General features: G+C 68.1%; 13 protein-coding genes. 4 read left to right on the top strand and 9 right to left on the bottom strand.

The genetic code is table 11. The annotated features are described in order from the left end of the window. Window positions 1–15 precede the first annotated feature (15 nt). A complete protein-coding gene (locus ACIGKL_RS24485) occupies window positions 16–1,356 on the top strand; it encodes a Na+/H+ antiporter family protein (protein ID WP_397488944.1) in 1,341 nt (446 codons plus the stop codon). A 105-nt stretch (window positions 1,357–1,461) separates the two neighbouring features. Next, window positions 1,462–2,175: a histidine utilization repressor gene (hutC, locus tag ACIGKL_RS24480; protein WP_397488943.1), complete on the top strand. Its 714-nt coding sequence runs from the start codon at window positions 1,462–1,464 to the stop codon at window positions 2,173–2,175. An 84-nt stretch (window positions 2,176–2,259) separates the two neighbouring features. Here the strand turns inward: hutC and ACIGKL_RS24475 are convergent, their stop codons facing one another. The 6 genes from ACIGKL_RS24475 to ACIGKL_RS24450 form a co-directional block, all read right to left on the bottom strand. Beyond that, the gene (locus ACIGKL_RS24475; protein ID WP_397488942.1) at window positions 2,260–2,919 is read right to left on the bottom strand and encodes an endonuclease; all 660 of its coding nucleotides are present in this window, start codon (window positions 2,917–2,919) and stop codon (window positions 2,260–2,262) included. Between the two features lie 422 nt (window positions 2,920–3,341). Next, window positions 3,342–4,229, bottom strand: coding sequence for an alpha/beta fold hydrolase (locus ACIGKL_RS24470; protein WP_397488941.1), 888 nt, complete (start codon window positions 4,227–4,229; stop codon window positions 3,342–3,344). Then, window positions 4,226–4,801: a TetR/AcrR family transcriptional regulator gene (locus ACIGKL_RS24465; RefSeq protein WP_397488940.1), complete on the bottom strand. Its 576-nt coding sequence runs from the start codon at window positions 4,799–4,801 to the stop codon at window positions 4,226–4,228. The genes ACIGKL_RS24470 and ACIGKL_RS24465 overlap by 4 nt, the downstream gene beginning before the upstream one ends. 75 nt (window positions 4,802–4,876) lie before the next feature. Continuing rightward, window positions 4,877–5,803, bottom strand: coding sequence for an ion channel (locus tag ACIGKL_RS24460; RefSeq protein WP_397488939.1), 927 nt, complete (start codon window positions 5,801–5,803; stop codon window positions 4,877–4,879). 54 nt (window positions 5,804–5,857) lie between these two features. After that, window positions 5,858–6,412, bottom strand: coding sequence for an NADPH-dependent FMN reductase (locus tag ACIGKL_RS24455; RefSeq protein WP_021442511.1), 555 nt, complete (start codon window positions 6,410–6,412; stop codon window positions 5,858–5,860). 55 nt (window positions 6,413–6,467) lie between these two features. Then, entirely contained in the window at window positions 6,468–7,364 is an 897-nt protein-coding gene (locus ACIGKL_RS24450; protein WP_397488938.1) for a LysR family transcriptional regulator, read from the bottom strand. A gap of 115 nt (window positions 7,365–7,479) precedes the next feature. Here ACIGKL_RS24450 and ACIGKL_RS24445 point away from each other — a divergent pair, with 115 nt between their 5' ends. Both ACIGKL_RS24445 and speB read left to right on the top strand, forming a co-directional pair. Continuing rightward, a complete protein-coding gene (locus tag ACIGKL_RS24445) occupies window positions 7,480–8,559 on the top strand; it encodes a polyamine ABC transporter substrate-binding protein (RefSeq protein ID WP_397488937.1) in 1,080 nt (359 codons plus the stop codon). Window positions 8,560–8,569: 10 nt separating this feature from the next. Continuing rightward, on the top strand, window positions 8,570–9,589 hold the full coding sequence (gene speB / locus ACIGKL_RS24440) for an agmatinase (protein ID WP_397488936.1): 1,020 nt from the start codon (window positions 8,570–8,572) through the stop codon (window positions 9,587–9,589). A gap of 143 nt (window positions 9,590–9,732) precedes the next feature. Here speB and ACIGKL_RS24435 read toward each other — a convergent pair whose 3' ends face one another. From ACIGKL_RS24435 to ACIGKL_RS24425, 3 genes are all read right to left on the bottom strand, one after another. Next, window positions 9,733–11,292: an acyl CoA:acetate/3-ketoacid CoA transferase gene (locus ACIGKL_RS24435; protein WP_397488935.1), complete on the bottom strand. Its 1,560-nt coding sequence runs from the start codon at window positions 11,290–11,292 to the stop codon at window positions 9,733–9,735. Window positions 11,293–11,302: 10 nt separating this feature from the next. Then, a complete protein-coding gene (locus ACIGKL_RS24430; protein WP_397488934.1) occupies window positions 11,303–12,688 on the bottom strand; it encodes a GntP family permease in 1,386 nt (461 codons plus the stop codon). A 552-nt stretch (window positions 12,689–13,240) separates the two neighbouring features. Continuing rightward, window positions 13,241–14,014, bottom strand: a 774-nt coding sequence (locus tag ACIGKL_RS24425; protein ID WP_397488933.1) for a sigma 54-interacting transcriptional regulator, incomplete at its 5' end; no start/stop codon positions are given.

Raw genomic sequence — 14,014 nt, 5'->3', positions numbered from 1 at the left:
ATAAGAGGAGTCGCAATGAATTCGATCGTATTGGCGGTGCTGGTCATGGTCAGCTTGTCGCTGTTGCGGGTGTCGGTGGTGTTCGCCCTGGTGGTGGCGGCTGTGGTCGGCGGGCTGACGGCGGGAATGCCGATCGAGGCGGTCATCGAGGCCTTCAATGATGGCCTCGGCGGTGGTGCGGGCGTGGCGATGGCCTATGCCACCCTGGGGGCCTTCGCCGTGGCGCTGTCGCGTACCGGCATCGCCCAGCGCTTGTCGGCGCGGGTCGTCGGGCGCCTGGGGCGCAGCCAGCACCAGCGCGGCGAGCTGGCGCTGGTGAAATGGGGCATGCTGGCCAGCCTGATCCTCGCCGGCTTCGCCGCCGAGACCATCATCCCGGTGCATATCGCCTTTATTCCGATCCTGGTGCCGCCGCTGCTGCACCTGATGAACCGCCTGCAGCTGGACCGCCGGCTGACCGCCTGCGCCATCACCTTTGCCATCACCGTTACCTACATGTCGCTGCCGATTGGTTTCGGCACCATCTTTCTCAACGACATCCTGATCGGCAACATCAACCAGGCCGGCGCCGAGGGCGGCCTGCTGGTGAGTCGCGAGATGGCCCCCCAGGCCATGCTGATTCCCGCCTTGGGCATGGTCGTGGGGCTGCTGATCGCGGCCTGCAGCTACCGGCGCAAGCGGGGCTATCGGGAGCTGACGGTGGCCAACGAACACCAGGATGCCGGCGGCGCTCCGCTCGGCACCCGGCAGGTCGGCCTGATCGCCCTGGCCCTGTTGCTGGCACTCGGCGTGCAGCTGTGGAGCGGATCCATGGTGTTCGGCGGCCTGCTCGGCTTCGCGGTGATCTCGATCAGCGGCGTGATTCGCTGGGGCGAGCAGGACGATGTGTTCACCCAGGGCATGCGCCTGATGGCCCTGGTCGGCTTCATCATGATCGCCGCCGCCGGTTTCGCCGCGGTGATGAAAGCCACCGGCGAACTGCCCGCCCTGGTCAGCGGCTCGGTCGAACTGATCGGCGACAACCGCGGTCTGGCCGCCCTGATCATGCTGCTGGTGGGGCTGTTGATCACCATGGGCATCGGCTCGTCCTTTTCCACGGTGCCGATCATCGCCGCCATCTACGTACCGCTGGGGCTGAGCTTCGGCTTCTCGCCGCTGGCCATCGTCGCGCTGGTAGGCACTGCCGCCGCCCTGGGCGATGCCGGCTCGCCGGCTTCCGACTCCACCCTCGGGCCAACCGCCGGACTCAACGCCGATGGCCAGCACGACCATATCTGGGACACCGTGGTGCCCACCTTCCTGCACTTCAATCTGCCGCTGATCGCAGCCGGCTGGCTGGCCGCCATGATCCTGTAGCGGCGCGGGGGGCGCTTGGCGCACGCATATCTGCGGCCATGCCCTGCCGCTCGTCGGTGCCGGGCGCTATCATCCCCCCATCCCGCTCAGCAGCAAGGACGTCAAGTGACCAGTCCCACCCCGCGCTACAAGGCCATCGAGGATTTCCTCCTCGAGCGTATCCGCGACGGCGCCTATCCGGTCAACCACCAGATCCCGCCGGAGGAGCAGCTGGCGCGCGACTTCGCCGTCAGCCGGATGACCGCCAACAAGGCGATCCAGAACCTGGTGCAGCAGGGCTACCTGGTGCGCCAGGCCGGGCTCGGCACCTTCGTCACCGACCGCAAGGCCGAGTCGCCGCTGCATGAGGTGATGAACATCGCCGCCGAGGTGCGCGGCCGTGGCCATGTCTACGGCAACCGGGTGGTGCGCTGCGAGGCCATCGCCGCCGACGACGAGGTGGCCCTGCGTCTCGGCCTGCGTCTGGGCGCGGAGGTGTTTCACAGCATCCTGGTGCACCTGCAGGACGGCCTGCCGATCCAGCTCGAGGATCGCTTCGTCAACCCGCGCTGGGTGCCGCATTACCTGGACAGCGACTTCAGCCAGCACACGCCCAACGAGGTGCTGGTGGCCAGCTGCCCGATCTCGGACATCGAGCACGTGGTCGAGGCGGTGCTGGTGGATGCGCGCACCGCCGAGCTGCTGCAGATCGATGCGGCCATGCCCTGCCTCAGCGTGATCCGCCGCACCTGGTCGGAGGATCACCTGGTCAGCTACGCGCGGCTGATCCATCCCGGCGAGCGCTACAAGCTGCGCTCGCTGCATAAGCGCAGGGGTTAGGCTTTGCGCACATCCCTAGGCGCCGGCTTGCCGGCGATCCGGGGGCCGTCCTGTCGCGGCTTAAGCCCCTCCCACCGAGCGGGGTCAGTCGGCGATCAGCTGATCCACCAATGACGGATCGTCGATAAAGCGGTTGCGGGTGCCCTGCAGCGCCTCGATCTTGTCGTTGCGCGCCTTCTCCTCGGCATCCGGCGGATCGAGCCGGTGCCAGGCCTTGTACATCGGCACCAGGCCGACGATGGGCAGGTCGTACTCGAGGTGCATATAGAAGATCGCCCGGGCGATATTGCCCTTGGCTTCGTCGCGCGGTTCCACCAGTTGGAAGCTGGTCTTCAGGTCGCAGCCGATGTCGGCGAACTTGCTCGGCACGTCGTCGGCCAGGTCGGCGAACTGGGCGTTGCGCCGCGCCAGCTCGACGCGGGTCAGCGCCGGGTAGTGGTTGTGCAGGTCCGCGGCGATATAGGGATAGCGCGGATTCATGATGCTGCACTGGCGGTCGGTGACGCAGCGCAGCGCGCTCTTGAGCTGCTTGCTGCTGTAGATCGGGCTGGCGGTGACGGTGCCGCTCTCGCCGTCGAAGGGCTTGGCGCAATACAGCGTGGTGCCGCCGGCGCCGTAGAGATCCTGCCAGAAGGCCTGTGCGATGGCCTGCTTGGGATCGCCCAGCTGGGTCTGGCCAGAGGCCTGGACGGACGTGCCAAAAGCGGTAGCCAGGCAACCGAGAAACAGGGTGACTGCGCGCATGATCGAACCCCAATGACCGCCGTTGACGGGGTCTGTTGTTTTTGTAGGACAAGCCGGAGTCTAGCAAGACGCACGTCACAAAATAAACCCGAGCGAATGCTTGGTTGGTCGCCTGTAAGCCATGGCTTACACAGGCTGCCGCTTATCGCCACTGTCGGGCGATTCGGCACGGGGGTACTCTTCTGCTTACGGATTCAGCGCAGGAAGCGCATCGACGAACAGGGACACACTGGACAGCCGCCAGGACGGTGAGCAGATCAAGGATGTCAGGACTACAGTCTGCAAGGCCCCGCAAACGCGGGGTTTTCTTTTTTGGGCGTTCGCCCGACCTTTCCGGATTTCCCGCCTAAGCCGCCCTAGGGTGCGCCGTGCGCACCAATGCTCCGCCCGCCACGCTGGTGCGCGCAGCGCACCCTACGAGATCAGGCCGCCTGGCGCTCGACGCGCAATTGCTCGAACCAATCCAGCGTCTCGTCCCACAGGCGCTGGGCGGCGGGGCGGAAGTAGCCCATATGACCAATATTGCCCAGGCCCTCGGCCTGCGAATCGAGGGTGCGCGCCTGGTAGGGCGCGTTCACGTAGGCGGCCATAAAGGCATCGCGCGAGGCGGGCGGCGCCCACAGGTCGTCCAGGGTGTTGAGCGCCACCATGGGCGTGGCGACCCGGGCGAAGCGTTCGGCCAGCCCCGGCATCTGCGGGTCGTCGAAGAAGTAGCGCGGGTAGCGGCACCAGCGCTTCCACTGGCGGTACACGCCCAGCGGCAGATCCTCGCCCATGCCCAGCTTGCTCCAGGCCAGGTAGCCCTTGTAGCGCGTCAGCAGCGGGCCGATCAGCCGCCACATGGCCAGCACCCGCACTTGTTCGGCCCTGGGCATCCAGCCGTGCCAGCCGGCGCCGGTGCCGAAGGTGTAGAAGCCGGCGACCTCGGCGTGGTTGGGCAACAGGCCGAAGGCATGCCCGCCGAAGGAGTGGCCGACCATGAACAGCGGCCGTTCGCCGTGGCGATGCTGCTCCACCGCGGCGGCCAGGTCGAGGTGGGCCCAGTCCAGATAATCCATGTCGAAGCCGCGCAGGCTGGCCGGCTTGGACTGGCCGACGCCGCGGTAGTCCAGGGTCAGGGTGCTGAAACCGCGACTGGCGGCGTGTTCGGCGAAGCGCCGGTAGAAGCCCTGCGGCACCCCGGTGGCGCCGGCGATCAGCAACTGCGCGCGGGGCTGCGGCGCGTGGTAGAGGGTGGCGGTCAGCGGGTAGCCGTCGTGGGCCGCCAGTGCTACGGCTTCGCTGAGGATGGTCGGGCGGTCGTGGTTCATGGCAGTGGCACTCGTTGCTGGCGGGTCAGGTGGATCAGGGCGTCGGCGGCCTGGCGCAGCGGCTCGGCGCTGCCGGCGACGCGGGCCTGCAGCAGGCCGCCTTCGTAGAGGGCGACGAACAGCGCGGCGAGGCCGGGCGCCTGGGGGTAGCCGTGGCGCTGCAGCTGGCGGCTCAGGGCCTCGCGAATGGCGGCGAAGGCCGTGGCCAGGGCGGCGCGGATCTCGCCGTCCTCGGGGCCGCTTTCCAGCGCCACCGTGGCCAGCGGACAGCCGCGCTCGAAGGCGCTGCCCTGCAACTGGCCGAGGGCGCCGTGCAGCCAGGCGGCGAGGGCGTCGAGCGGCTCGGGCTGGTGTTCGAACAGGGTGGCGAAGGCCTGCTCGGCGCGCTGGCCGATACGTTCGATGGCCGCCACCGCCAACTCGCTCTTGCCGCCGGGGAAGTGGTGGTAGAGGCTGCCCTTGGGCGCGCCGGCGTCGGCCAGCAGTTCGCTCAGGCCGACGCCGTGCAGGCCCTTGCGCTGCAGGGCGTCGATCATGGCGTCGATCAGCTTGTCGCGGGTGGTCTTGTTCATGGGGAGATTATGTAGACCGGTCGGTCTAGAGCGGCAAGCGACATTCCGGACGCGCTTGGCGGCATATGCGCCGGGCTAGCGGGTCATCTTCTTCACGAACACCACCACGAACAGGGCCATGGTGAAGCTGCCGACGAAGGCTTCGACGGCGGCGATCAGCCGCGCCAGGCCGCCGGGCGTGATGTCGCCGTAGCCCAGGGTGGTGAAGGTGACCACGCTGTAGTACAGGCAGGCGAGCAGGTCCTGCAGGTTGCCCAGCAGGCTGCGGTCGAAGCGCAGGCCCAGGGTCTGGCCGCCCTGGTTGACCCCGGTGAGGAAGTACAGCAGGCCGCAGACGCCGATCAGGCCGAGGGAGAACAGCACCACGTTGAGCGGTTTCTCGCCGTAGCCGCAGAACAGGTCGACCAGCCAGGACAGCAGGCGCCGCGTGGAGAAGCGCGGCATCTGCAGGCGGCGCATGAGCATCTCGCGGTGGAAGAAGTAGCCGGCCTGCTCGAACAGCCCGGCCTGCTCCAGGTGCAGGCGCAGGTTGCGATAGGTTTCCTCGGCCTCCTGAAACTGCTGCTGCGCCGCGCTGGCGTCGCCGCGGCGCAGCAGCTCGCGCGCCACCCGCTCCTGCAGCAGCTGGCGATCCCACACCACGTTGTCCAGTCGCGCGCCCTCCAGGCGCACGCCCAGCAGGTTGCAGTCGCGCAGGTCGACGCAGTGCAGGTTGGCCTGGCGCAGGTCGGCCTTCATCAGCGAGCTGCCGCGCAGGTCGAGGGCGAACAGATGGGCATGCTGCAGGTCGGCGCGGTACAGGTCGGCATCGCGCAGGACGAAGCCGGCGCGGCTGCCATGGTTGACCAGATCGATGCCGGCCAGCTCGGCCTTCTTCAGCTGGAAGCCGAGCATTGGCTGGCCGCCGCGTGCGCGCTGCTCGAGGGCGTCGCGCAGTGCGGCGTGCTGCTTGTCCGCCCCGGCGTCCTGCCAGAAGCCTTCGTCGAGCGGCGTGGTGAGCATGGCCGAGCCTCGTGGCACTTTCCTCAAGCCTAGTCCCTGCCGCCCGCCTCGGTGTCAGGCGTGCTGCGCCACCCAGGCGGCATAGGCGTCGATGAATTTCTGCAGGAAGGGCCTGATGCCGTCGCCGAGCATGCCGGCCTCCTCGAAGAAGCTGCCGGCGCCGCCGAGGTAGGCCTCCGGCTGCTGCATCATGTAGACGTCGAGAAACACCATGCACTGGCGCAGCGCATGGTTGGCGCCGAAGCCGCCGATGGCCCCCGGCGAGGCGCTCAGCACGGCGCCGGGCTTGCCGCTGAAGGCGCTCTGGCCGTAGGGCCGCGAGCCGACGTCGATGGCGTTCTTCAGCGCCCCGGGCATCGAGCGGTTGTACTCCGGGGTGACGAACAGCAGCGCGTCGGCGCCCTTGAGCTTGGCGCGAAAGGCTACGTAGGCCTCGGGCGGGCTGCCCTGGTCGATGTCCTCGTTGTACAGCGGCAGGTCGCCGATCTCGACTATCTCCAGCTTCAGCGAGGGCGGCGCCAGCTGGGCCAGGGCCAGCGCCAGCTTGCGGTTGATCGAGGCCTTGCGCAGGCTGCCGACCAGCACGGCGACGTGGTAGGTCTTGCTCATGGGAACTCCTGTGGGCGCGGTGGGGAAGGAGTTTCCACTATAGACCCGGGATGTTTCAGCGCTGGGCGAAGGCCGCCAGCAGGTCCTCGGCGAAGGCCGATTGCGCCTCGCCGGGGTTATGGCCGCGGTGGCTGGCCAGGCGGAACTGCACGGTGAAATCCCAGCGGTCCGGCAAGCCGCGCAGCTGGCCGCGCGCCACCCAGGGCGCGGCGATATGCTCGGGCAGGTAACCCAGGTGGGCGCCGGACAGGACGAAGGCCAGGCTGCCCTCGACCTGTTCGCAGCGCGCGCTGCTGACGCTGGACTGCCAGGGCTCGCCGGCGGCGCCGAAGCGGTAGGGGTGCAGCACCTGGTCGCCGTCCTCCAGGTCGCTGGCCGCGACCGTCGCGCGCGCGAACAGCGGGTGCTGCCGCCCGCAGTACAGGCGCTGGCGCTCGGCGAACAGCGGCCGGTAGTCCAGCGCCGTCTGGCTGCCGGAGAAATAGCCGATGGCCAGTTGCAGCTGGTCCTGCAGCAGGCGCCGCTCCAGCTCGGCGGGCATGGCGCTGAGCAGCTCGATCTGCACCGCCTGGTTGCGCCGGCGGAAACGCCCGATGGCCTCGCCGAGGCGTTCCAGCACCTGGTCCGAGAGCGCCTCGGAGAGGCCGATGCGCAGCTCGCCGAGCAGCTTGTCGGCCATGCCCTGGGCCTCGCCCTTGAAGGTCTCGATGGCGCCGAACAGCTTGCGCGTGGCGGCCAGCACCTGCTCGCCCTTGGCCGTCAGGCGAAAGCCGGCCTTGCCCCGTTCGCACAGGCGAAAGCCCAGGCGCGTCTCCAGCTTGGCCATCTGCGTGCTGATGGTCGACTGGCCGATGCCCAGCTCGCCCTGCGCCGCGCTGAAGCCACCGCTCTCCACCACGGTGACGAACAGGCGCAGCAGCTGCAGGTCGAGGTCGCGCAATTGGCTAAGCATGCTCACTCCACACATCGATAGTCGTCGATGCCAGAGTAGATCACTTCGTATTTATTCGAAGCAATGCCCGGCGCAGGATGACCCCAAGCCCATCACCACCAAGAGGCCATTCCCGATGCGCCAGCTCATCCTCCCCCTGCTGCTGTGCAGCGCCTTCGCCGTGCAGGCCGAAGACAAGGCCCTGAATCTCTACAGCTGGTCGGCCTATATCCCCGCGCAGGCGCTGCAGCGCTTCAAGGACGAGACCGGCATCCGCGTCAAGTACGACATCTTCGACAGCGCCGAGGCCCTGGACAGCAAGCTGCTCACCGGCGGCAGCGGCTACGACGTCGTTTTTCCCGCCTCCAGCGGCCTGGCCCGGGCGATCCAGGCCGGCGCCGTGCAGCCGGTCGAGCGCAGCCGGCTGAGCAACCTGGGCAACCTGGACGGCGAGCTGCTGGCCAAGCTGGCCGCGGCCGACCCCGGCAACCAGTACGGCGTGCCCTACACCTGGGGCACCGTCGGCCTGGGCTACAACAAGGAGGCGCTGGCGCAGCGCCTGCCAGGGGTGCCGAGCAACAGCCTGGACCTGCTGTTCAAGCCCGAATACGCCAGCCGGCTCAAGGACTGCGGCATCGCCGTGATCGACTCGCCCCAGGAGGTGATCAGCATCGCCCTGCACTACCTGGGCAAGGACCCCTACAGCAGCGATCGTGGCGACCTGGCCGCGGCGCAGCAACTGCTCGCCGGCCTGCAGCCGAGCCTGCGCTACGTCGGCAGCGGCCGGCATATCGACGACCTGGCCAAGGGCGAGATCTGCCTGGCGCTGACCTACAACGGCGACGCCTTTATGGCCGCCGACAACGCCCGCGAGGCCGGCCAGCCGTTCAGCGTGGAGTACCGCGTGCCGGTCGAAGGCACGCTGATCTGGTTCGACACCATGGCCATCCCCGCCGACGCGCCGCACCCGCAGGCCGCCCATGCCTTTATCGACCATATGCTGCGCCCCGAGTCGATTGCCGAGCTGACCAACATCGTGTTCTTCGCCAACGCCAACCAGGCCGCCACCGCGCTGGTGGACGAGGCCATCGCCGGCGATCCGGATATCTACCCGCCGGCCGAGGTCCGCGCGCGGCTGTTCAGCGAGCAGCTGATGCCGCTGCGTCAGCAGCGCGAGCGCACCCGTATCTGGACCACCTTTCGCAGTCAGTATTGAGGACAAGGCAATGGAAGCATTCCAAGGCAACGACCTGGCGATCACCCGCGACAGCCTCTACGGCACCTACTCGGAGCCGACCTACGCCGGCGTCACCAGCTTTATGCGCCGGCGCTACTCGCGCGACCTCAGTGGCGTGGATCTGGTGGTCAGCGGCGTGCCCTTCGACACCGCCACCACCAACCGGCCCGGCACCCGCTTCGGCCCGCGGGCGATCCGCGCCGCCTCGGTGACCAGCGCCTGGGAGCGCCACTACCCCTGGGAGTTCGACCCCTTCGACCGGCTGGCGGTGATCGACTACGGCGACTGCAACTTCGATCACGCCCTGCCGCACACAATTCCGGCCGCCATCGAGGCGCATGCCGAGCGGATCGTTTCAGCCGGTTGCGGCCTGCTGACCCTGGGCGGCGATCATTTCATCAGCTACCCGCTGCTCAAGGCCCATGCGCGTCAATACGGTGCGCTGTCGCTGGTGCACTTCGATGCGCACAGCGACACCTGGCCGGACAGCGACGCCAGCGAGCAGGGCGTCAGCCACGGCACCATGTTCTACCACGCCGCCCGCCAGGGCCTGGTCGATCCGGCGCGCTCGGTGCAGATCGGCCTGCGCACCACCAACGACGACACCCTGGGCTTCCAGGTGCTGGACGCGCCCGAGGTGCATCGCCGCGGCCCGCAGCAGATCGCCGAACTGATCCGCGCCCGGGTCGGCGGCCACCCGGTGTACCTGACCTTCGATATCGACTGCCTCGACCCGGCCTTCGCCCCCGGCACCGGCACCCCGGTATGCGGCGGCCTGAGCACCCACCAGGCCCTGGAGATCCTCCGTGGCCTGCGCGGCATCAACCTGGTGGGCATGGACGTGGTGGAAGTCTCGCCGCCCTACGACCACGCCGAGATCACCGCCCTGGCCGGCGCCACCGTGGCGATGGAGATGGTCTGCCTGTATGCCGCCAGACATGTAGGGTGCGCCGTGCGCACCAGGACATTGGCGGTCGATGGTGCGCACGGCGCACCCTACGGCGTGTAGGACGGAAATCGCTGTTTGTTTCCAGCGTCGGCATTCGGTTTGGGTCAGCGCAGGGTGCGCCATTTGCAACGCCGGCAACCGGATGCGCGATGCCCACGGCAGAACAAAAAATCGCGGGCCCAAGGGCGGGCCCGCGTTTTCGCTCAAAGGTTTTGCAGGCACTGCGCCAGGCCGATGGGCTCTGGGCGAAACAGCCGCGCGTCCATCAACTTCGGCTCGCGCACGATGGGCGCGAAGTCCATGCGGGCGAGGATGTCGCGCTGGATATCCACCCCCGGCGCCACCTCGATCAGCTCCAGGCCGTCCAGGCTCAAGCGGAACACGCAGCGCTCGGTGACGTAGAGCACCGGCTGGCCGCGTTCGGCGGCCAGGCGGCCGGCGAAGGTGCGGTGCTCCACGTCGGCGACGAACTTGCGCAGCGCGCCGTCCTCGACGATGCGCAGCCGGCCGTCCTCGATGCGGATGTCCTGCGCGCCGGCGCTGAAGGTGCCGACGAACACCACCTGCTTGGCGTTCTGGCTGATGTTGATAAAGCCGCCAGCCCCCGCAAGGCGACTGCCGAACTTGGACACGTTGAGGTTGCCCGCCGCATCGGCCTGGGCCAGACCGAGGAAGGCGATATCCAGGCCGCCGCCGTCGTAGAAGTCGAACTGGTAGGGCTGGTCGAGGAGGGCGCTGTGGTTGCTCGCCGCGCCGAAATCCAGCCCCGAGGCCGGTACGCCGCCGATCACCCCAGGCTCGGCGGTCAGGGTCAGGCGCTCGATCACGCCTTCTTCGGCGGCCACCGCGGCGACGCCCTCGGGCATGCCGATGCCGAGGTTGACCACCGCACCGCCCTTGAGCTCCAGCGCGGCGCGGCGGGCGATCAGCTTGCGCACGTCCAGCGGCAGCGGCGCCAGGCTGTCCACCGGCACCCGGGTCTCGGCGGCGAAGGCCGGGTTGTAGGCGGTGGCGAAGGTCTGCTGGTGATTGGCCGGCTCGGCCTGCACCACGCAGTCCACCAGGATGCCGGGGATCTTCACCTCGCGCGCATTCAGCGAGCCGCGCTCGACCAGGCGCTCGACCTGGGCGATCACCAGGCCGCCCGAGTTGCGCGCGGCCATGGCGATGGCCAGGCTCTCGATGGTCAGCGCCTCGCGCTCGAAGCTGAGGTTGCCGTCGGGGTCGGCACTGGTGGCGCGCACCACCGCCACGTCGATGGCAACGGTCGGATAGAACAGGTAATCCTCGCCGTCGATGGGCATCAGCCGCACCAGCTCGGCGGTGGTGCGCGCATTGAGCTTGCCGCCGCCGTGGCGCGGGTCGACGTAGGTGCCCAGGCCGACCCGCGACAGCTGCCCCGGCTTGCCGGCGGCGATATCGCGAAACAGCTGGGAGATCACCCCCTGCGGCAGGTTGTAGGCCTCGATGCGGTTGTCCACCGCCAGCTTCTGCAGCCCCGGCACCAGGCCCCAGTGACCGCCGATCACCCGCCGCACCAGGCCCTCGTGGGCCAGGTGATTGAGGCCGCGGCCCTTGCCGTCGCCCTGGCCGGCGGCGTACACCAGGGTCAGGTCGCGCGGCGCCCGTTCGGCGAGAAAACGCCGCTCCAGGGCGATGGCGATCTGCTCGGCGAAGCCGATGCCGACGAAGCCGCCGGTGGCCAGGTTGGCGTTGTCCGGGATGCGCGCCACGGCTTCGGCGGCACTTATGATCTTGCTCATGCAACGAACCTTAGAAACTACCGAAAAGGGTGCCCAGGGTGATCACCACCGCCAGCGCCACCAGCGGGAAGGCCACGGTGTTGACGAAGATAAATTTGTACGACTCGCGGTGGGTGAGCTTGCAGATCGCCAGCAGCGAGATCACCGCGCCGTTGTGCGGCAATGTGTCCATGCAGCCCGAGGCCATGGCGGCGACGCGGTGCAGCAGCTCGGGGCTGATGCCGGCGGCGTTGGCCATGGTCAGGTACTGCTCGCCGAGGGTCTTCAGGGCGATGGACATGCCGCCGGAGGCCGAGCCGGTGATGCCGGCGAGGATGTTCACCGCCACCGCCTCGGAGATCAGCGGGTTGCTGGAGACGCCCAGCACCAGGTCGCGGATGACGACGAAACCGGCCAGCGAGGCGATCACCGTGCCGTACCCCACCTCGGCGGCGGTGTTGAGGATCGGCAGCATGGAGCCGAAGGCGCCGTCGTTGACGCTCTGTTTCAGGTCCATCCAGCGCCGCCAATGCAGGGCGATCAGCAGCAGGATGGCGGCGCCGAGGGCGACGATGATCGACCAGATGCCGATCAGCGACTTGGCATCCTGCAGGCCGCCGAATTCCGGCTTGGCCAGGTAGCTGGTGTCGAGGCTAGGCAGAATCTGCTTGGCCATCAGGAAGTTCAGCGCGATCACCACGAAGATCGGCAGCAGCGCCAGCCAGAAGCCGGGAATGTCGCGCTTGTCCTCGGCAACCGGGTCGTCGCGGTGTTCGCCGTAGCCTTCGCCGGCGGCCATCAGCTTGCGCGACTGGGCGGTGAGCCACCAGGTGCCGAGGCCGAACATGATCAGCCCGGCGATGACGCCCAGGCCCGGCGCGGCGAAGGCGTCGGTGCCGAAGAAGGGGTTGGGGATGGCGTTCTGGATCGCCGGGGTGCCGGGCAGCGCGGTCATGGTGAAGGTGAACGAGCCGAGGGCGATGGCGCCGGGGATCAGGCGCTTGGGAATGCCCGCCTCGCGAAACAGCGCGGCGCCGATCGGGTACACGGCGAAGGCCACCACGAACAGCGACACGCCGCCGTAGGTGAGGATGCCGCAGGCCAGCACTATGGCCAGGATGGCGCGCTCGCTGCCCACTTTCGCGACTATGCCGTGGGCGATGGCGCGCGCCGAGCCCGAGTCGTCCATCAACTTGCCGAACAAAGCGCCGAGCAGGAACAGCGGGAAGAACTGGATCACGTAGCCGCCCATGGCCTTCATGAACACCTGGGTGTAGGTGGGCAGCAGCAGGCCGATGTCGCCGGCGAACAGCAACGCCAGCAGGGCCAGCAGCGGAGCGAGGATCAGCACGTTGATGCCGCGGTAGGCGAGGTACATCAGCAGCGCGAGGGAAATCAGAATACCTAGGGTACCCATGGGTGGTTCCTTTTGTTGTTGTTCTAGCGGCTCTGGGCCGTTTATCGAGAAGACGCGGATGCGGCAGCGCGCCCTTGCCGGATATAGAGCCAGAGTCGTGCCAGAGGGTGTTACGACTTTGGTCGATAGGGCGGGAGGGCCTATGGCCAGGGGGTTTCAGGCTTTCAGACCGAGCGCGGGAAAGCAGGAGAGGTACGAGGTGGTGTCCATTTTTCTGGATTTTGTCCAGATTTATGGAGTTGAAAGATCGGAGGTTGTCCAGATATCTGGATTTCTGGGGGTGCTGTAGGATGGAAATCGCTGTTCATTTCCACCGTTGCGTTTAGCGGTGTAGCCAATGGTGGATCGATAAAGCGTGATCCACCCTACGCCCGAGTCGTAGCCCGGATCTAATCCGGGGCTTTTGGGGGTGTCTGATTCCCGGATTTCATCCGGGCTACGTGACCGTGGCCGGCAACACCTTCTGTGGGAGGGGCTTTAGCCGCGACTATTGCGTGCGGAATTAGCGGCTGAAGCGGAATGCCGCCCAGCCGCTCCTACAAATGAGCAGAATTAGCCCCGGCGCCCCAGCCCATGCTGCGCCAGCTTGGCGTAGAAGCCGGCGCGGGAAATGCCCAGGCGTTCGGCGGCCTGCTGGCGGTTGCCGCCGGTGGCGTCCAGCGCCGCCTGCAGGGCCTGGCGTTCGGCCTGCGCCAGTTGTTCGGCCAGCGTCCGCGCACCGACCGTCACCACGGGGGCGACGGGAGGCTGCGCACTCGGCGCCACCGGATCGACCAGCAGGGCGCGCAAGGCCGCGCCATCCAGCCGGCCGTCGGCCGCCAACTGCGCCCGTTCCAGCAGGTTGCGCAGCTCGCGCACGTTGCCGCGCCAGGGCTGGGCGCAGAGCAGGGCCAGGGCGTCGTCGCTCAGCTCCAGCGGCGCCAGGCCGGAGCGGTTGGCCAGGTCATCGAGCAGGTGTTCGATCAGCGCGGGAATGTCGCCGGCGCGCTCGCGCAGCGGCGGCACGCGCAGGGCTAGGACGTTGAGGCGGTAGTAGAAATCGTCGCGAAACTGCCCGGCCGCCACCTTGGCTTCCAGGTCGATATGGGTCGCGGCGATCACCCGCACGTTGAGCGGCTTGACCTGGTTGGAGCCGAGCGGCTCCACCTCCTGCTCCTGCAGCACGCGCAGCAGCTTGGCCTGCAGCGGCAGCGGCAGGTCGCCGATCTCGTCGAGAAACAGGGTGCCGCCATTGGCCACCTCGAACTTGCCGATGCGCGCCTTGCGTTCGGCGCCGGTGAAGGCTCCGGGGGCGGTGCCGAACAGCTCGGCCTCGACCAGGGTCTC

Source organism: Pseudomonas sp. NPDC077186, assembly GCF_044543505.1.
Taxonomy (GTDB): Bacteria; Pseudomonadota; Gammaproteobacteria; order Pseudomonadales; family Pseudomonadaceae; genus Aquipseudomonas.
Note: the sequence above shows the minus strand (reverse complement) of the source record. Positions and strands in the feature narration are given on the sequence as shown.

What these genes read in the sequence shown, in the direction of transcription:
- ACIGKL_RS24435 (WP_397488935.1), bottom strand. Translation starts at nt 11,292, where the DNA reads ATGAGCAAGATCATAAGTGCCGCCGAAGCCGTGGCGCGCATCCCGGAC.
- ACIGKL_RS24475 (WP_397488942.1), bottom strand. Translation starts at nt 2,919, where the DNA reads ATGCGCGCAGTCACCCTGTTTCTCGGTTGCCTGGCTACCGCTTTTGGC.
- ACIGKL_RS24455 (WP_021442511.1), bottom strand. Translation starts at nt 6,412, where the DNA reads ATGAGCAAGACCTACCACGTCGCCGTGCTGGTCGGCAGCCTGCGCAAG.
- ACIGKL_RS24460 (WP_397488939.1), bottom strand. Translation starts at nt 5,803, where the DNA reads ATGCTCACCACGCCGCTCGACGAAGGCTTCTGGCAGGACGCCGGGGCG.
- ACIGKL_RS24430 (WP_397488934.1), bottom strand. Translation starts at nt 12,688, where the DNA reads ATGGGTACCCTAGGTATTCTGATTTCCCTCGCGCTGCTGATGTACCTC.
- ACIGKL_RS24445 (WP_397488937.1), top strand. Translation starts at nt 7,480, where the DNA reads ATGCGCCAGCTCATCCTCCCCCTGCTGCTGTGCAGCGCCTTCGCCGTG.
- ACIGKL_RS24485 (WP_397488944.1), top strand. Translation starts at nt 16, where the DNA reads ATGAATTCGATCGTATTGGCGGTGCTGGTCATGGTCAGCTTGTCGCTG.
- speB (WP_397488936.1), top strand. Translation starts at nt 8,570, where the DNA reads ATGGAAGCATTCCAAGGCAACGACCTGGCGATCACCCGCGACAGCCTC.
- ACIGKL_RS24465 (WP_397488940.1), bottom strand. Translation starts at nt 4,801, where the DNA reads ATGAACAAGACCACCCGCGACAAGCTGATCGACGCCATGATCGACGCC.
- ACIGKL_RS24450 (WP_397488938.1), bottom strand. Translation starts at nt 7,364, where the DNA reads ATGCTTAGCCAATTGCGCGACCTCGACCTGCAGCTGCTGCGCCTGTTC.
- ACIGKL_RS24470 (WP_397488941.1), bottom strand. Translation starts at nt 4,229, where the DNA reads ATGAACCACGACCGCCCGACCATCCTCAGCGAAGCCGTAGCACTGGCG.